Here is an 18,912-nt window from a genome sequence, read left to right on the forward strand (position 1 = left end):
GCTAACGTCGAACCTGGATAAACACGTTCTTGCTACGAGGCTTAGCTTTCGAGAAGCTGACGAAGAATCTGAATGATTGTAACTGCCCTGTTAGGTGTTTAGTCCCGGCATTTGCTGGAGCGGATTGAGTTTGAATCGTCCTGGCTCGGACGTCCAGCATTTGCAGATGTGCTCGTAAGGCGTGAGGCCCTTCAGGGTCTTTAGCCGCCGTGCATAGTTGTAGGCGATGAAGTCGGCGAGATGAGAGCTTCGAGCTGATCATGTCGATGATAATGATAGCGTTGGACGGTCGCTTGCGGAGCCGGCATTATTGACCTGCACACTACTGCCGCGCGAAGTCACCGTTACGGCTGTCATTCCGCCTGCAATAGTTGGAAACGATGACGTAATTGCGGTCAGCGCTCTGGGCACGAGAGCTCCGTTATCGTCCATCTCTCGCAATCAAGCGATTCGGAGGAGCTGTCATGCGGCAATACGTCGGGCTAGATGTCTCGCAGAGAGAGACTGCGGTTTGCGTAGTCAATGAGACTGGTGAAGCAATTTTTGAAGGAAAGGCCAAGTCTCATCCTGGAGATCTGTCAAAGTTACTTCGTAAACATGCGCCACTGGCGGAGCGTATCGGCTTTGAGACGGGCGCAATGGCGAGCTGGCTTTGGCATGAGCTTCGTAGGGTCGAACTCCCCGTCGTTTGCATCGATGCAAGGCATGCACACGCAGCACTGTCGGTCCGCATGAACAAAAGCGATCAGAACGATGCTCGGGGCCTTGCCGAACTGGTGCGGGTTGGTTGGTATCGAGAAGTCAAAATCAAGAGTGAGGAGAGCCAGAAGGTTCGAGCTATCCTCGTCGCGCGATTCCGCCTTGTGTCCATACGCCGGGATATCGAGAACCAGGTCCGGAGTCTGATCAAGGAATGTGGGTTGCTATTCCCTCGCGCCATTGGCCAACAGTTCCGTAACCAGGTCGGCGAGCTATTGGGCGAAGATCATCAACTCCTCAGCGTGATCGCGCCGCTCCTGTCGATTCATGAGCACATCTGCCAGCAGCAAAGCAAATTTGACGACGAGGTCCGCCGATTGGCCAAGTCGGACGAGACGACGCGTCGCCTGATGACAGTTCCTGGTGTCGGCGTGGTCACCGCCTTGACGTTCCGCCATACGATCGATGACCCGTCTCGCTTCCGATCGGCCTCGACAGTCGGCGCCTATCTCGGCCTCACACCTCGGCGCAACCAATCTGGTGAAACTGACACCAATGGCAAGATATCCCGATGGGGCGACAGGCTCCTCCGAACCTACCTTTACGAGGCGGCGACCGTTCTGCTTTATCGAACAAAGAAATGGTCCTCCCTCAAAGCCTGGGGAATGAAACTTGCGAAGCGGATCGGCATGAAAAAGGCAAAGGTCGCTATCGCCCGCAAGATCGCTGTCATCCTCCACTGCATCTGGGTCGACGACACGTCATTCGACTGGGGCAACGCGCCGGCCTGACCTTATTTTGCAAGTTCCTGGCCCGGTTCGCCGGGCTGGCGATGTCCCGCTGGGACGGTGGTCGTGGTGACCTCGGTCAATCGGCTGGTGGCGGCTCGTCCGCACCCCGTTGCAAACGATGAGGCACCCGATCCGGACATCATCATGAGGCGCTTGCGACCTCGGAAAGGACCATGACCCCAGCGACGGGCAACTGATCGCATTGAAACCAGGTGACAGCTAATCGGCCCACTACTACGAGCTGGCTATAGATCCACCAGCCGCGCTCGCCCCGTCTGCGCAACCCCGACCTGCTCCGTCGGGCCGAGCGCTACCACTTTGCCGAATGGCTTCAAGAAGAGAGTTGACAACAACCCGCAATTAAAGGGCCGATTGACAGAAGACCTCATGGCGTACTTGCGATGGAAGCCCGTGATGGTGGCGAAGCCTTCCAGAATTCGCATATTCTCCGCGAGGTCTGCCGATCTGTAACGCTCGCCAACAACTCTCTGTCAGCATCTCGTGCGTCGACATCCAAAGCCGCCTCATCGCTGTCCCTACTCCGTCACTTTCGGAGGAAGCAAATCACGTGGAGCAAAGACGCAATCTTCTGGAACATTTTTCGGCGAGGCACCCAGATTGGGGCGCCATGAATGGACAGCAGGTTCACAAGTCCCGCAAGCTACGATCTTCTGCGAGAGCCTCCTGATTGATTTGGCTGCCCGACAAGGAGCGGGGTGGCACTCCGAGCACGAGCTGGGAGAGATAAGGAATGTCGCGCACGGCCCAGCGAACCGTTAGCGCGGCGGCAACAATCATTGTCCCGAGAAATGCAGCCGCGGCCGACCTCATCGTGGCGTCCCAAGATTCTCCATATTGTATCGAATCCATGAGACGGAATACCGTACCCTGGATCAAGTACAGCACCAGCGTGCTGGGTCCCAGTTTCGCGGCGATAAAGCGGACCACCCGATTTGAACGACCAATATTCCAGGATCGAAGCAGGACCTTAATCATCACCGCTGAGGCAGCTGCGGAGCCAAGAAACATCAGAAGCACATTTTTTGCCGACTGCAAATCCTGGACCAAAGCGAGATTGTTGTAGACATAAGTATCCTTGCGCCAGATCGGAAAGCACATCATAGCCGCGATTGTGACAGACATAATGAAGAACGGCCTGTGAGAGCGCATCATGCTCGTCCACCGTTCTCTCGACATTGCAAATGAGAATCCCAGGCAGAAAAACGGGTACGTATACTTTATGAGAGGGAATATGGAAAAGGTCACAGGTGCAAGGACCACCAGAATGACCGACACGAACAAGGCCCATGGTGACGAATGACTGAAGATCGAAATAGTTTTAGCGAGAAGAAAACAAATGAACGCGGCCCAGACGAACCAGTATGTGCCGGCGAAATCATTCAGGAACTGCAAAGCGTTGTCTGGTGCGCTCGCCAGTCGGGGAAACACGGTCAACTTTAATGTCGCCAGGAGAGAGAACCAAAACAGCATAGGCACCAGGAGCTGCATCGCACGATCGCCCATGGCTTGCATGAAGGACTTTTCCAGCAGCGCTCGGCAGGAAAGATAACCGCTTATTCCCATAAAGAGGGGCATGTGGAACATGTAGATCCATTTGAAACTTGCCGAATCCCAAAACCCTTCATTTCGGTAGAGGATATATTGGATCAGGTGACCGACGATCACTAAAATGATGAGCACTCCTTTGGTGAAGTCCAAAGCGAGATCGCGATCGTGCGCTGTCTCAGGCATAATCTTTGCTGTTAGATGATGTATCAACATCTCGGCACACTTTTCCGATCAGCCGAATCCATAGCTCGCGACAAATCCTGTCCGACGACGGCGGAGACAAGTGCCACGGAGAGTCTACGCTCCAATAGCCGACTGTGCGATAAATACCGAAAAGGAAAGGGCGAAACGAGCTATATGATGGTTTATCGATTTCTTTCCCACCAACCTTGCTTCAATCGATTCCAAGATCCGGCGGGCACTTGCACCCTGCACTGAGCGGAAGGCAAGGCATCGCGAGGATACTTTCCATAGCGCAGTAACTGAACTGCCCATGAAGACTTAAACGAATGCAGGTTGCGAAGTACCGCGCTCGCGGAGGAATTTGGCCCGCGCATCAGGAAAAGCAGCCTTCGTCAGCAAACCTTTGTCTGGTATCCATGTTCTTGGTCCTTGTTCCGTCGAGTGCGCTCCGCGCTGTGCTCCGTCGACTACGAATGCGTTCGATCTGCAGCGCTAGCTCACGCGAGCTGCCCGCCGATAGACTGAGATTGCAGCCCTGCTACCTCTTCAGCCACGATCAGGATAAATGCGTACGCGCTGGCGGCCCTCGCTTTCCACCAACTCGCCCCTGTAAGGCACTCCGCGGATCTCGAAATAGGTGGGCCGCCCGGGCTGGGGCATGAGGCGCTCGCCTTCCAAAACGCGCACGAGGTAAGGCGGCAGGAACCGCTCCCTATGCTCCCAGCCGCCCCGGATAAGATAGCCAAGATCGACTGGACCTTCCCCGGCTTGCCTTGCGCTTACGATTGGCGGTGGGCGATGCAGCGGCCGGGATGGCCCGGCTTCGTTCATTCCACCGGCGTGCGGGTGATGGATCAGGCGAATATCCCTGCGACCGCGCGGCCCAAATGTCGACGAATAGCGCTCCCCATTGATCGTGAACTGACTTGGCCCGAACTGGTTTGGCAGCAGATTGATGTTGCCCAATACATCGATCAGCATGTCTGAAGCCGCCTGGGAGCCGTGCCGCCAGTTGGCGCCAACGATCGCTCCAATGTCCCGCAGCTCCCAAGCCGCCCCCGGCGGCCCTGCGAACGGCGAGGCGGCCGTGAATTCAGGTGCTGGCGCGGAGCGCGCATCGTCACGCAAGTCGTGGGGTGTGGGTGGATCCAGATCAACAAAGGAGTCGAGACCGCCGTAGATGTTTGACGATCGAGGCCTCACGGACGAAGGCGATGCGGGTTCTTGCATCTGTTGCCCAAGCCAAGCCCAGGCTCCGTGGCTCGGGGTGGCTGGAGTGGCAGGAAGCTCGAGCGGCAGATGAGCTTGCGCTGCCCAGTGCGGCGCCGGCGCTGGTGAGGCAGGTTCATGGATTTGGTCGCCGAGCCAATCCCAGGCTCCCGCGCTCGGCGTCGCAGGCGTTGCGGGAAGCAGCTGGGACGAGCCGGCCCGCCATCCGCTTTGCGGCGCCGGCATCGATGAGCCAGATCCGTGCATTTGCTCTCCAAGCCAATCCCAAGCTCCCGCGCTCGGCGTGGCTGGCGTTGCGGGAAGCTCCTGTGGCGAGTGGGCCTGCCGAGCAGCTTCCGCAGAAGGCTGACCCGGGTCCTCAGGAGGCGGCAATCCCAGTGCCCTGTTCGCCTCAAGGATTTGCTGGAAGAGCCCAAGCCTGACCAGATCAGCGTTGATCTTGCTGTCCCCGGTCTCGTGCTTGTACTCCTCGACATCCTCAGCGAGCCCAGGGGTGGAAAGTCGGCCGGCGATCGGCTGTCTATCATGCGTCAGCAGCCACTCACTCAGCCTGAACATGCGGCGAGTTTGCCTGTCGATCGTCTTTGGGTCGATCCTGTCTGTTGCCTTTTCCGCCGCCGCCCACATGCGGATGAGGGTTGCATCCTCAGCATGAGGAGCCAGCCGGCGGGCATCGGCTGCCAAGGCGTTTCCCGCACCGACTTCGCGAAGCTTCTTCAGGGCCGCCTTGATGCGCCTGCCGCGGTCCTTTGCGTAGGTGTCGACGTCCTCATCAAGCTCCGCTTCGAGCTGGTGGTTTTCCACATCGGGATTTTCCAGCTGCGCATTTTCAAATTCGCGGCGAATTCGATCGGCAATTGAGGGCCTGCCGGCGTCGCGCAGGCGCGCGCTCAAATGGCGCAAATCGGCTGCCGCATTCTTGATGGTGCCATCGCTGAGATTACCCGTCGCCTTGTTTCGGAAATCTTCAATGAGCTCCTCATCGGCCGAATTGACCCCGCGCGTCCGGCCGGGCTGCCTGGCGTAATCAATTCGCAAATTTGTCGAAGAAACGTCAGATTGCCGCGCGTCGCGCGACGACTTTCCGCTGCTGCTCCCGCCAAGGGCCTTGCCGATTCCCGACTTGAAGCGTGACCACAATCCGCGGCCTTTTCCGCTCTTGGCGGAGGCGGCAGACTCTGCGTCCGGAAAGCTGTAACGTGCGCTGCTGAACAGATCATCTCGCAAACTGGACTGCGGCACTCGCGCCGCAGCGGGAAGCGGAAAGCTGGGAATGTCGACGCTCCGGCGCGTGCCGCCTAGCGCACTCTCCCCAAAAGCGGAGTGCGGCGGCACCCGCATCGAACCGCCGAAATCCTCCCGCCGGACTGCTCGACCACCTCCTGCGGGGGCCGGATCAGGTGAAGTTGACTTGCTTTCATCAGGCGGATCGAGATTCAAGTCCTGCAGCCGCCCTTCAAAGTCACCCTGCTCGCTTGGGCTGTCTGCTCGCTGCCCAGTTCGCCCCTGCAGGGCGGCGTACTCCCGCATCCAGGCTCCTGAATGGAAGAATGGGTCAATCGGATCCATCCTGCTCTCCTCATGTTTATACAGACCCTGCAGCAACCCATAGGGCTCGGATTACGGCCAGATAGCAGCTCGTTCAGCAAGAATCAGATTCTCGATTGTGTAGCCGTAACCTTTCGAAAAGCTGACGAGATCAGGACATTACTGCGCGCGAGACCGGCCTCGGATCGGCACTCGCCTGACCAGGGACGGGATCGCTCCAATTTTGCCGCACCTCTTCGCCGGCCTCCAGTTCGAGCGGACGAAATTCGTCGACGGACGTAACAATGGATCGCCTGTAGATCGTGCGCCGAATTCAAGCATCCCCGCCCGAACAGTTAGCTGCCTCGTCAAACCGAGCTGGCTGGCTGCGGCAGCGCCTCCGCAACCGATGATTGCACCGCTGCGCACGTTTGTCTCCTCGACAACTTTTCGACCGAGGAGCTCTCGTCCCGAAGCGCCTTCGATTGGACGTAGATACGCCCTCGCCTGGCACGCGGGAATTTTCATCACTCGGCAAGGCCGAAAGACCCTCATCGACGGCAGCGCATTTAAGGCGCAAAAGCACCTTGGCAGCGATGGGTGAGCCTTCACGATCGATCTTTAGGTACCGCCACAGAGCAATAATCGATATCTCTGCGGCAGTTTGGGAACCTCATAGTTCGAGGCCACGCTCTGCGAGCACACGGTGCATGACCTCGCCTTTGATCTCGCCAGCGATCTCGTTTCGGACTTGGGCTCCGAGCACCCGCTGGGCATCTGAATCGCCTAGAAGACCATGCTCGGCCAGTCGCTGATCCAAGCGGGTTTGAAACTCTTCGCCCATGGCTTCGACCACCCGGTCTCCCATCGCTGCATGTTCGCCCGGAGCGATGCGCTCCAGCACCGTCTCCCAGGGTTGCCAACGGCTAGCCATGTAGTTGGTGAACTGGCTTGCTTCCCGCTCCCGGATCAGGTCGAGCGCCGCCGTCGCATCATCCTCGCTTACGTGAGAGACCACCAGGAAGCGCATGTCAGGGGCGAGATGACTGAGCTCCAGCGCCTCGCGCAGCCGATGTTGATAGGCTAGGTAGACTTCGATGTCGTCTACGTTCGGGTTGCCGCTGGCGAGCGAATTGATCCTGTCGCGCGCGATCTCGTCCAACGCCTCCAATCGGAAGGCGACGCGGCCGCGCTGAATCAGATCGCCAAGCCGATCGTCATATAACCCGTCCTTGACGTCAGCGTTGATGCGCGCGGTCTGCATACCATTCCAGTGCAAGGTGACGCGATCCTCGCAGCTCGTGTTGGCTTCGGAAGCCTGCGCAAAGAACTGCTCGCGCAATGTCGGATTGGCGGCCGCATGCCGCAGATCATCAGCCACTGCCTGCCGAAACCCGTCACTGCCGTAGTTCACGGTACCTCGTAGCCTCTCCAGGAACTGTGCGTAGTCTTGGGCGCCGGGCTCATCCGCAAAGTGCTGCCATTCGGCCAGCGTGGCCGGATCGTCTGCGAGCCAGTGGGCGGCAGCCTCATGCAGGGATTGCTGCGCAAGCTGCGGTGGCGCTTCAGCCGCCGCCAGATGAGCGAGGACGTCGTCCGGCAGCGCATTGTCGGCGAACTCGAGGCTCTCCAGATGCGGGTAGTAGAGGCTATTATTCGGCACAAGAGCATCTTGAGCTGCTGCCGGTTTGACGGACACCCGGTTAAGCTAATCCCACCTTGCGCTCGAACTCAACCGGGCTGAGATAGCCGATAGTCGAGTGCCTGCGGGTCGTGTTGTAAAATCGTTCGATGTAGTCGAACACATCGGCGCGTGCCTCGTCTCTGGTTCGATAAATCTTGTTAGCTGTACGCTCGGTCTTGAGCGAGGAGAAGAAGCTCTCCATCGCCGCATTGTCCCAGACATTGCCGGAGCGGCTCATGCTGCAGACGATGCCATGGTCGGCCATCAGGCGCTGGAACTGCTCGCTGGTGTATTGGGCGGATTCAAACGGTCGTCGCAACACCAGTTACTTTCACTCATGACAGCAGATCGTCAAGCGCCTCCGCCGGCGTTTTCCAGCCTAGTGTCTTTCTCGGTCGGGCATTGAGGGCGGCTGCCACAGCGGATATCTCCTCGGCGCTGTGGATGCTCAGGTCTGTGCCTTTCGGGAAGTACTGCCGCAGCAACCCGTTGGTGTTCTCGTTAGTGCCGCGCTGCCAAGGGCTTTGCGGGTCGCAGAAGTAGACCTGGATACCCGCATCGATCTTGAGACGATCGTGCTGAGCCATTTCGGTTCCCTGATCCCAGGTTAGCGAGCGACGCAGCTCTTCGGGTAAGGTGATGACGGTGCGCGTGATCGCGTCGCGCACGGCTTCGGCCCCATGTCCCGCGAGCGCAGGTCCGTTCTTCACGCGCGGAGCTTGGCCATGCCCCGCCAACCGGGGAAGGTGCAATAGCATCGTGAAGCGCGTCGTGCGCTCGACCAGCGTGCCGATTGCCGAGCTGCCAACACCGAGGATGAGGTCTCCCTCCCAATGTCCCGGCACTGCTCGATCGGCAGCTTCAGCAGGACGCTCACTGATCATGATCTCCGGGGAGACAAAGCCCTTGCCTCGCCTGCGTACGCGCGCTCTGGGCATCCGTAATACACGCCCTGTTCGCAAGCAGGCCGTCAGCTCGCGGCGTAGCGCGCCGCGGCCCTGAACGAAGAGAGCTTGATAGATAGCTTCGTGGCTGATGCGCATCGTCTTGTCGTCCGGGAAGTCGATCGGCAAGCGTCGGGCAATCTGCTCAGGGCTCCAGGCTTTGGCCCATCGCCGATCCTTGCGCGGGCCATGCCGGCGCCCCTTCCACGGAACGGAGGGACCAGGAACGGGAGCGCCGGTCGCGGCTACGACGCCGCCAGCAAGTCTCTCCTCCACATAAGTGCGCAAGGTTGCATTGAGCGCAAGCTTGGTCGGCCTGGGCCGGCGGGCGGATCGATCCGCATGCCATTGGGCAGTTGTTGCCCTATACTCCAACCCGCCGCCGCGGGTGGCCGCATTGCGCCGCAGTTCACGGGAGACTGTCGAAGCAGCCCGCCCCAAGCGACGTCCAATCTCCTGTATGGAATGGCCCTGCACCTTGAGAAGTGCGATCTCCTCGCGCTCAATCAACGAGAGGTACCGCCCGGAGAGCGCCTTTGCCGAAGATCTGAACATCGCTGGTGGCATGCCGCCCGCCTTTCGGAATAATCTGCTTCCGACAGGTTGTGACAATCCGGCTTCGAGTGCAGCATCTTCGCTGCTTAACCCAGCGGCAATCGCCCGCCAAAATTTATTCTGTTCACTGCGTCCCGCAACAGAGGGCCGTCCTGGCGACGGCAATGGGGCTCGTCCTGACCGCGCCGATCTGCGCCTTACAACGTTCATCGCAACCTCCAAACTCCGAGTGTTGCGACGACCGTTTGAATCCGCCTTGGCTGCCCTGGTCGGAGTGATGCAACAGCGCATCCGGCTTGCCGCGTCGCCAGACGGCCATCAACAATGCGTCCGCCACAAGCTGTGCCGTCATGGCGGCACTCATCGACCAGCCCACCACGCGGCGTGAGAACAGGTCGATCACCGCCGCCACGTAGAGCCAGCCTTCGGCCGTCCAGAGATAGGTGAAGTCGGCGATCCACTTCTGGTTCGGCCGTTCGGCGGCGAACTGCCGGTCAAGGAGGTTCGCCGGTACGGTCTCGAGCTGTCGATCGTCGCTGTCCTTCGGCAAGCGCCGACGTCGCGGCCGCGCCCGCAGGCCTTGCAGGCGCATCAGCCGCTCAATCCGGTGCAGGCCGCAGTCAGCCCCACCGGCGAGCAGATCGCGCCAGACCCGGCGCGCGCCATAGGTGCGGTCGCTGGCGACAAAGCTGGCCTTGACCTTGCCACCGAGCTCCTCGTCGCTGCGGGATCTGGCGCTGGGAGAGCGGTTCAGCCAGGCATGGAAGCCCGACCGCGAAACTCCCAGCGCATCGCATAGCCATGCCACCGGCCAGATCGTCCGGTGCTTCGCGACGAAGGCGAACTTCATGTCGCTTCCTTCGCGAAGTAGGCTGCGGCCTTTTTTAGGATATCCCGCTCGGCCTTCAGCTTGGCGACCTCACGGCGCAGCCGGTCGATCTCCTGCTGCTCCGGCTTCATCTGCCCGTGGCCGGGAAAGGCTTGCGCCGGGTGGGAGCCGAACTCCTTCACCCATTTACGCAGAACGTTCTCATGAACGTCCAGGTCACGGCCGGCTTGCGCCACCGACACACCACGTTCCCGAACCAGCTTAACCGCCTCGACCTTGAACTCGCGACTGAACTTCCGTCTCTTCATCGCCCACCTCCGGCTTCATGAAACACCTAATCTCGGTGTCCATCAAACCGGCAGCAGCTCATCTAAAAGGCCTTCAGGCAGGCTGGTCAGCCGGTTACCGCTGACATTGAGTGATTGGAGCGTGCTCGGAAGAGGGTCGGGGAGGTTGGCCAACTGATTGCCGCTGACGTTGAGTTCAATGAGCCACGAAGGGAGGGATGCGGGGAGCTCGGTCAGCTGATTGCCACTGACCGCAAGCGAGGTGAGCCCGCCAGGAAGAGCGTCCGGCAGGCTGGTGAGCCGGTTGTCGTTTGCGTTCAGGATCTGGAGCCCGGCCGGAAGGTTTGCCGGCAGGCTGGTCAAGCTGTTGTCAGCGACCTCCAGCTCAGTGAGGGTCGCCGGAAGATCATCCGGCAAACTGGTCAAGCGATTATGGCTAATGAAAAGATGCTGGAGACCGGGTGGGAACATAGCAGGCAGGCTGCTTAGCTCGTTGTGCCTGGCGCGCAGTTCGAGCAACCTTGGCGGCAGGGCGGCGGGCAGCGCGGTCAGCGAGAGCGAGGACAAATCCAGCGAGCGCGAGCCTGTGCTATCCGAATTCCTGATTCGTCTGCGCCCCTGTCGCCTATTCTCGGCTTCGCCCTGTCCCTCCTCGGCAACCCAATTGTCCAAAATCTGCGCGCGCGCGGAGGCTGGGGTCCGATACCCAGTCAGGGTTTCGACCAAATTGGCCACGGCACGATTGAAGCCGCCGAGGTAGCTTTCCTGGTCCGCGTCTTCAGAAAGCGCCGAGGAAGAACCTGCACTCCACTGTGCCTGTCCCGTGTTCATCAATTTCTCCATCGTCAGAACAAGAATACCCCCCGCTTCCCAAGGCCGGGAAGCAGCTAGGTCCGCAGAGCAAATGATCATTCGAAGGCCTGAGCGCGCGGGCCGCGACTACCGTTCAGTACCTCTTCGACACAGGCCGATACGAGCCCAACCTGGACAATAGATCGATACTGCTGCCCGCACTCTGCCATCTCGTTGGCCAGATAAGTCCGGAGATCCGTCAACGGTGGCAGCCCGCGCCCTTAGCAGGCCCACCTGTCGATCAGCTGACGGGTGTCGCTGCAAAAACACCCAGATCGTTGGGCTCGCCACCAACGGCAAATACCAGCACGGCAGCGATTGTCTTGGCACGAGAGAGGACCGACGCGGACGTTGGGCGTTGGAGCGCGTGCGCTCTTGCTTCGCAGGAATTGGAGAAAGGCACCGTCGCCACGCGCGGGCTTTATACTTGAGCCGCGGCTGCGCGGTTATGCGCGGAAACGCGTCAGCGGAAAATATCTTACGGTCGGGGGATCGACCGATCAAATCCTGCATCCAAGGTCATGCCAGCTTCGTTGCGACCGATGCCACTTACGGCGACAGTTTGTCAGCTTATCGAAAGCTAAGGGTCCTAGAGCATTGCCACCGTGGGCTGAGTCTGCGCTCAATTTCGTGGGGAGGGTGGGATGGATCCATTTGAGACAGGACATATTCACCGCAACGGTGGCATCCCTTCTCTATCTTCCGGAGGGCAGGACGGGCAACACGAAGACGCGGCGCAGTGGAACGCGGTCGTCGCAGGCTCCGCAGCAAACCCCGGAGATTCCGCCCATATCGAGGGTGCCGGAGATGAGGTGCTTGAGATTTGGGCTGCTGAACCGGAGGTAGGCCCGCTCGAGGATCGGGAAGAAGCGGTGCGCCGAGTAAACACTCTCGGTGAGACCACTACACTGGATCTTGGATCGCTGTCCCTTACAAGCCTGCCAAGACTGCCGAACGCTGTCGTTGCGCTTGATGTGCCCTTCAATCGGTTGACCACTCTGCCGGATAGCCTCCCTGCTTCGCTCCAGCGTCTTGACGTTAGGGGCAATCAGCTGACCAGCCTGCCCGCGCTTCCGACCGAGCTCAGAGGTCTCGACGCGAGCTCCAACCGGCTGAGGAGTTTGCCAGAGGTCTTACCTGCTGCGCTGGAGTTTCTCGGCGTCAGCCACAATCAGTTGCAGGATGTGCCCGAGGTTCTCCCTGCTTCGCTCCAGTTTCTCTACGCCGGCCACAATCAGTTGACCAATCTGCCGGAGGTCCTTCCTGCCACGCTTCGGTTTCTCGACGTCAGCGAAAACCAACTAACGCGCTTGCCGCACGCCCTCCCTGCTCCACTGGAGTTTCTCGACGCGAGCCAAAACCAGTTGACGAGTCTGCCCGAGGACCTCCTGACGCAGTTGGGCACCGATGGCAGAATAATTCTGACTGAAAATCCGCTGCCCGAGCAGGTGCTCGCGAACCTGGATACAATCCTAAGCGCCGAGGGCTATGCCGGTCCGACCGTCTACCATTCGCGCAATGACGAAAGTGAATTGTCCGAGACGGACGATGAACAGGCCGATGCTCTCATTGAAGCGGTCGCAAACTGGCTCCGGGGAAATCCACAGGAAGGTGATCGAGAGGTGCTGGCCGCTTGGCAGAGCGTCGCTGAAGAGCCGGGCGCCCGAGAATACGCGCTCTTCCTTGGCAAACTGTTCGACTCCGTGAACTCTGGCAACGAAGAATTCCGGCAGTCGGTGGCCAATGATCTGCGCCAAGTGGCGAAAAACCCGGAATTGCGTAAGCGCTACTTCCAACTGGTCCTGGACGCCAACCAGAGCTGCGAGGATCGCAGAACTTTGACCTGGAACGGCATGCAGACCGCACGCCTCATCGCAGAGGTCGAGAACGGCGCCTATAACAACAAGGGCCGGCTTCCCGATCTCATCGATCTGGGGCGGGTCATGTTCCGCTTGGACGCGCTGGACAGAATTGCGCGCGAGAAGGTTCACGCGCTAGGCTCGGGCAACAACGGCGAAGACATTGACGCCATTGAGGTCTCTCTTGCTTATCAAAATAAGCTCCGCGAGCGGCTGGGACTGCAACACGTCGCCCCGAACATGCGCTTCTTTGAGGTTTGCGGTGTGACCGACGCTGACGTTGACAGCGCGGAGACATCCGTGCGCAACCGAGAGGCGGCGGAATTCGCCGACTATTTGGCGGTGGACTGGCAACCCTGGGACGACGTTATGAGTCGCATCGCACCCGAAGACCACACCAGGGCGCACGACCAGCTCCTTGCTGCAATGGGGACGGAGTTCGACAGCCGGCTGCAGCAACAGCTCACCGACAAAGGTTTGATCGGGGCCGAAGCTGACCTTGTCGAGGATGCCAAGCTAGAGTTGGGTGCCGCAGTTCGCAAAGAGATCGCCCGTGAGATCAAGGGGGCTCTCAGAGATAAGGTGCTCAATGAGCACGGCCTCACCCTATGACGTGGCCTCTGCCGTATTAGAGCAGCTCCGGCCTGGTCACTCCTAGCTCGTCCTCAACCCGGATCTTTGTCCCAGCCCGCCGGTGCTTTGCCAGACGGGCAGCTCTGATCGTCTCGGATATTGTCGAGACCAACCTTCAGTGAGGGCCGACGAGACTCTGGACTAAGAAATCCTGAAGCGAGGCTGTTGCGGGAGGCTGGTGAGCAGGCGCTTCGTCAGCGGCGGACAGACGTTGTGAATTGCGTTGATCCGTGAAGGAGCGGCTCCGAATGCCTTTCAAATCGAGGCAATGTGCCCTCTGTTTCGCTACGCAAGACGGAAGACCTTCAAAGCCTCGAAAGACGATTCAGAAGACGTCGCTCGCCTTCGTCGTTGCCGCCGAGCAGTGCCTTCGCTTGGCTTTTGAACGTACTCCCCCGTGCCATTTAACACCACCATGTGCAGAACCCGACAGCAAATTTCGATTGTGTCGATCTGAAATCTCAAAGAGATGATGGTCTGAATCAACTTCGCGACCTGGCATGTCAATTGCTGGGAAGTGCCCGCTACATCATGCCACGAACTAGACGCAAAGGCCGAGTCAGACCCGACTTGCCGTCCAAACTAAGTCTCTAGCATAGAAGCGGCTCTGTTAACTGCCGCTCCGCCAACGGAGCTAGGTCATGTTGATCGACACATCCGAAATTCTCGACTCCATTCGCATCAATAGGCAGGAAGCGCAGGAGCGCCAGCCCGCGGCGCTATGCGAATGGCCTGGCTGCAAGAACAACGCTACCCATCCCGCGCCCAAGGGCCGCGACAATGCGCGCGCCTATTGGCACTTCTGCATCGATCATGTTCGCCAATACAATCAATCCTACAATTTCTTCTCGGGAATGGACCCGGAAGCGGTCGCTCGCTACGAGAGGGACGCGCTGACCGGCCATCGTCCCACTTGGAAGATGGGCGAGAGCATCAGCGCACACAAAATGACCGGCAGCACTGCCAATTTTGAGGACGACTGGTATGCCCGCTGCACGCTCGTCGAGCTGAACGGACGCGCCGGTGACCGCGAGGGCGCGAAGGCCAAGCCTGAGGCGCGCAAGATTTTCAATGTCGAGGGCAACGCGTTGCAGGTGATGGGCCTGAATGCCAACGCGACGCTCAGCGAGATCAAGGCGAAGTACAAGGCGTTGGTCAAGCAGCACCATCCCGACGCCAATGGCGGCGACCGCTCCACGGAGGATCGCCTGGTCGAGATCATCAAGGCCTACCAGTACCTGAAGACCGTGGTGCGCTAGCACTAGCCCGAACATCTCAGCGAACCTCAACGGCGCATCGGAAGTGGAGGACGGAACCATCCAGAGCTTGCTCTGGCTATGCGGGCAATTTGACTCCCCTGGCTAACGCTTTCGGGCGACCATGGCGGACAATCGACACGATGACCGGTTCCTTTCGTTCCGCGCAGCGGTCAGGAAGAAGGGCCGGAAAAAGGGATGCGGCAAGATCCTGTGGACCTGACGGCTGCATCGGCCCAGCGGTGGGTTCGTGGAAATGCCAAACGGCTCCTTCCACTCCTGACCGCTGAGTCGCTACTACCGCCGGTGCCACCTTTGAAGCTCCAACAGGAGGTGCGCACGATTGATCCTCCGTTGTTCGAGAGGCAACACGAAAGTACAAACCTTTCCGGGGACACTCGTTGGCAGTATGGAAAGGGTTTCGGCGCAGAAGCGACCCGTCCAGGCCTATTCGCTCGGTGGCGCCGGATCAACGATCGATCACGAGAGCCCAATGGATCGCGGGGTTCACGGCCGGTTCTGACATAGCCAGGGCTGTACCGCCCCGCGCCACCCACCTATCTCAAGGGCTCTGCCGTCGCCGCGAGGCAAGGCAAGCATCGTGAACTTGACGCCTTTCACACCGTGCAACGCGTTCATCAAGCACTGGGCTATCGCACGCAGTTGCGCGTTTCCCTGTTCGTGAGTAACCGTCTGGTGAGGCTTTCGATTAGCCGCAAATTTGGTGCCAAGCGCGATGTCGGTCGCAGCCCACGCTGCCGTGATATCCGCACTCTCCCGTCGTTCATCCGACGATCGCTGTCGTCTCGTCACCGTTGCTTTGTCTTCCATCGATATGGTTCACTTGGCAGCCAATCTGTGGCTCCTCCGAAGAACACGCTCAGCGACCATCTTGCAGCTTCGCGATCTGTCAGTTGATGGGAGTGAGGCTCGCGGGCGGAGGGGTTGGCCCCGACGCCGAAGGATCTGTATTCAGCATAATAGCTTGTCCTCAACGTATCGGTCTTGCCGGGCGTCCATTCGCGCCACCCTTCCGCGATCACGGGGGCATCTATCTTCGCCGCCAGGAAGACCACTGTGGCGTAGGGGCGCCAAGGGCGGCCAAGTGCGATATAGCCCGCAGCAGGGTCGGCAGTTAGCCTGCAATGATCAAAAACATAGCCACTGTCCTCATCCGGCGCTGCCTTGCTCTGAGCCGTATAGATGACCGCTTGATTTGCGATGCCATGCAACTCACATTGCCGGAACCAGGCCTTGGCGTTGCCAAATATGAAATCGACATGCCCTTCGATGTAGCAGTTCGAGAAGTATTGTCGTGACATTCTGCCGTTTGGTCCCTTACCGGCAAACAGCGTGTCCTGGGCACCGAGCAGGCGGACTCGGGTAACGACGTCCCTGTCTCCGGTGACGGACAGCGCTACCGCCTGCGAGGGTGGATTGGCCGGATTGAGGGCGTAGTCGTTCTGGATGGTCAGATTCTCGAGCCGCAAGTCATCGCCCGCGGCATCCAGCGTGGCCGAACGGGCGGTTCCTCCTACAGTGAGCGCGCCGTCGCCATACACAATGACCGTATCCTCCGGCTTCCTGCCAGTCCCTTCGATATGAATACCGGATTTGGAGATTTTGACCTTCTCGCGATAGATGCCCGGCGCGATCCGGACATTTCCGCCTTCCGCCGGCAACGCGTCGACGGCTTGCTGCACGGAGTGATAGTCTGCATTTCCGGCATGCGACACCGATACTGGCTGAGCGTACGCCGCCGGGATGAAGAAACATCCGGCCAGAAGCGCAGACGGCACCAAAACTCGCATGTGATCTCACTCTTCGTTGAGTTCGCGGCACGGTCGACGCAGCCGATGTAAGATAGCGCCGCGGGATAGCCGCCGCGCGTGGTCAACACATTTTTCGCGCCGAATCAGAACCTGCACGTCACCTTCATTCGCGGCCCTGCAAACCATCGGACAGTTGCAACCAACTCGGGGCATGAGGCTGACCTTCGTCAGCACCGGTCATCTTGCCCCAGATGCGGAACTCAGCACCCGAGTTCGGCACCGGGTGTGTGTGCTTACCGATTGCCGTCGCGGAATGCCCTGGAGCATACCTCCGATCCGCGCAGCAGCGGTTCTGCAGCTCGTCCGGGCAGCGGCGGTGATACGTCAGAATGTTTTGCGGTGACGTTCGCATGTTCAACTTGCCAAGTCGCGGAATTGGTAAATCGGACATCTTCGAGTGTCACGTCAAGTGCATGCCGCTCGTCCAGGCCGCGCATCAGCAACACACCGGTGTCGCCATGCACATGACGGAGAACGATTTGCCGATAGACCGGAATCCTCGTGCCTTGTGCGCGCGGATCATACTTTGTATCGAAAGCCACCGGCCACTTGTTGCCCCTCAGGCACACGTACTCATAAGTCACGCCCTCGACCACACCGCCTCGACTAACATCGCTCTTGATGCGCAGGCCAGAGGTCGTACCATCCAGCGTCAGATTACGCACCAATATGTCTCTGGCCCCCGAATTCACCTCACTGCCGATCGACATGCCATGCCCCCAGCCAAAATAATTATCAATGATCGAGATATGGCTGCTTGAGCCACTATCGCCGGCCTTGATTGCGACGTTGTCGTCACCCGTACGGATCAAGCTGTGGGTGACGGTCACATCCTGACTCGCGCCAAGATCGATGCCGTCGGTGTTGCGGGCATCCGCCGGTGAATCGATCGTGAGGCCCCAAAACGTGGCACCTTCGACCCGGCTCAGCGCGACATGAAAATTGGGAGCGTTGCGCAACGTGACACCAGAGAACGTGATGTCCTGCGCATGGTCGATCTGGATCAATCGCGGGGCGTTCTGGTTGCCGCCCTGGGCTTGGGCGCGGCGGGCTAGCTGCCACCAGCTTTCCGCGCCGCCGCCAATCATTGCCCCGCCCTGACCATCGATGACGCCCTCTCCGTAGATGCCGCCGCCGCGCGTTTTAGAGAAGCTGATGAATGGCCGGCAACCGTCGCCCTTTTCCGCGATGCGACCACATTGTCCGAGGCCCTTGTCGTAAGCAGCAGGTTCGGAAATTGCGATCAGCGTCGCACCGCGTCCGACCCATAAGGTCACGCCCGATTTCATCTCGAGTGGACCTGAGTGAAACTCGCCGCGCCCGAGATAGACTGCAGCCCCAGCGGGGCAATGTTCAATGGCGTCCTGTAGGCTAACTGTATCGTTCTTGCCGGAAGGCACAGGGCGATCGCAGATCGTATCAGGTGCAACAGGTTCGACGATAGTCCGGCGGTCTTGCGCTTTTGCGGCGGAGCAGACAATCATGGAGGTGAGTATGGACAATAGGACCCAGTTGCGAAAACGCTTTATCATCGACCTGCTCGTGCTTTGTCACACGCATCCTTGCCGCGTGCGTTGTCTTGTATTGAGCGCTGGCTCGATCGAGCCGTCGCGCGCGTCACTGGCCCGCGCAAGATGACATTTATAAGACGCGTAGCAGAGGCCTCCATCGTGCGATCGCGCCGTAGCACCTTGCCTATGCGCGAAAACGACGAAGCGTTGTGCGGTCGTCCAAAATCCAAACAGCTTGTCAGCGTTCTCACAGTGTTTAAGCGCCGACCGGTCCCGATTTGCGGCATCTCAACTGCGCGTCAATCCGTACGCTCCGTCGCATCGACGTTCGATCAAAGGCCCGCACCACAAGAACTGACAGCAGCGCCCAGGGTCATCCGACACCGAATCTACCGTTCAGCCTGGAAGGCGCGCCGCAAGATGTGTAGCGACACGTCGTTGGACGAACGCGCGGCCGGATCGGCTTTCACGGCGGCAAGATCGAGATCGAGCCCCCGCGAGGTTAGGGACATGGATTGTGCATCGCCGCTGCCGCTAAACTTTGTCCAAGGCGATCCGCTTCGCTTCGATTGAGCCCCAAGTCCATGCCAGCCTCCCGTCCAGGATCACTGGGTTAGTCCGTATTCGGGGAAGCTTTCGAGAAGCTGACGAGGCTACGGCCGGCACTCGAG

General features: G+C 59.5%; 10 protein-coding genes and 4 pseudogenes. 3 read left to right on the forward strand and 11 right to left on the reverse strand.

The genetic code is table 11. The annotated features are described in order from the left end of the window. Positions 1-90: 90 nt before the first annotated feature. Positions 91-293, reverse strand: a pseudogene (locus QA649_RS35915) (IS3 family transposase); the annotation flags it as partial. A gap of 171 nt (positions 294-464) precedes the next feature. On the opposite strand from QA649_RS35915, the gene QA649_RS35920 reads away from it, so the two are divergent. Continuing rightward, complete coding sequence (locus QA649_RS35920) at positions 465-1,490, forward strand: IS110 family transposase (RefSeq protein ID WP_283021326.1); 1,026 nt, start codon at positions 465-467, stop codon at positions 1,488-1,490. 645 nt (positions 1,491-2,135) lie between these two features. On the opposite strand, the gene nolL is transcribed toward QA649_RS35920, so the two are convergent. The 7 genes and pseudogenes from nolL to QA649_RS35955 form a co-directional block, all read right to left on the reverse strand. Next, on the reverse strand, positions 2,136-3,272 hold the full coding sequence (gene nolL / locus QA649_RS35925; RefSeq protein ID WP_349254047.1) for a nodulation factor fucose acetyltransferase NolL: 1,137 nt from the start codon (positions 3,270-3,272) through the stop codon (positions 2,136-2,138). Between the two features lie 516 nt (positions 3,273-3,788). Continuing rightward, the gene (locus QA649_RS35930; protein ID WP_283021328.1) at positions 3,789-6,041 is read right to left on the reverse strand and encodes a hypothetical protein; all 2,253 of its coding nucleotides are present in this window, start codon (positions 6,039-6,041) and stop codon (positions 3,789-3,791) included. A 631-nt stretch (positions 6,042-6,672) separates the two neighbouring features. After that, a pseudogene (locus QA649_RS35935) lies at positions 6,673-7,662 on the reverse strand (NEL domain-containing protein); the annotation flags it as partial. Between the two features lie 40 nt (positions 7,663-7,702). After that, positions 7,703-7,981, reverse strand: a pseudogene (locus tag QA649_RS35940) (IS3 family transposase); the annotation flags it as partial. A gap of 37 nt (positions 7,982-8,018) precedes the next feature. Further along, positions 8,019-9,392 (reverse strand): IS30 family transposase, encoded by a 1,374-nt coding sequence (locus QA649_RS35945; RefSeq protein ID WP_283021329.1) that lies wholly within the window; start codon positions 9,390-9,392, stop codon positions 8,019-8,021. Between the two features lie 46 nt (positions 9,393-9,438). After that, positions 9,439-10,319 (reverse strand): annotated as a pseudogene (locus QA649_RS35950) (IS3 family transposase); the annotation flags it as partial. A gap of 42 nt (positions 10,320-10,361) precedes the next feature. Further along, the gene (locus QA649_RS35955) at positions 10,362-11,129 is read right to left on the reverse strand and encodes a hypothetical protein (protein ID WP_283021330.1); all 768 of its coding nucleotides are present in this window, start codon (positions 11,127-11,129) and stop codon (positions 10,362-10,364) included. Between the two features lie 665 nt (positions 11,130-11,794). Between QA649_RS35955 and QA649_RS35960 the strand changes: the two genes are divergently transcribed. Further along, positions 11,795-13,621, forward strand: a complete 1,827-nt coding sequence (locus tag QA649_RS35960) for an NEL-type E3 ubiquitin ligase domain-containing protein (RefSeq protein ID WP_283021331.1) — start codon at positions 11,795-11,797, stop codon at positions 13,619-13,621. Positions 13,622-14,283: 662 nt separating this feature from the next. Continuing rightward, a complete protein-coding gene (locus QA649_RS35965; protein ID WP_283021332.1) occupies positions 14,284-14,901 on the forward strand; it encodes a J domain-containing protein in 618 nt (205 codons plus the stop codon). Between the two features lie 806 nt (positions 14,902-15,707). Here the strand turns inward: QA649_RS35965 and QA649_RS35970 are convergent. The 3 genes from QA649_RS35970 to QA649_RS35980 form a co-directional block, all read right to left on the reverse strand. Beyond that, the gene (locus QA649_RS35970; RefSeq protein ID WP_283021333.1) at positions 15,708-16,709 is read right to left on the reverse strand and encodes a pectinesterase family protein; all 1,002 of its coding nucleotides are present in this window, start codon (positions 16,707-16,709) and stop codon (positions 15,708-15,710) included. Between the two features lie 254 nt (positions 16,710-16,963). After that, positions 16,964-18,262 carry a glycosyl hydrolase family 28 protein gene (locus QA649_RS35975; protein WP_283021334.1) on the reverse strand — a complete coding sequence of 433 codons (1,299 nt, stop codon included), beginning with the start codon at positions 18,260-18,262 and terminating at the stop codon, positions 16,964-16,966. Between the two features lie 368 nt (positions 18,263-18,630). Continuing rightward, positions 18,631-18,753, reverse strand: a complete 123-nt coding sequence (locus QA649_RS35980) for a hypothetical protein (RefSeq protein ID WP_283021335.1) — start codon at positions 18,751-18,753, stop codon at positions 18,631-18,633. Positions 18,754-18,912 lie beyond the last annotated feature (159 nt).

This window comes from Bradyrhizobium sp. CB1717 (assembly GCF_029714325.1).
Lineage (GTDB): Bacteria > Pseudomonadota > Alphaproteobacteria > Rhizobiales > Xanthobacteraceae > Bradyrhizobium.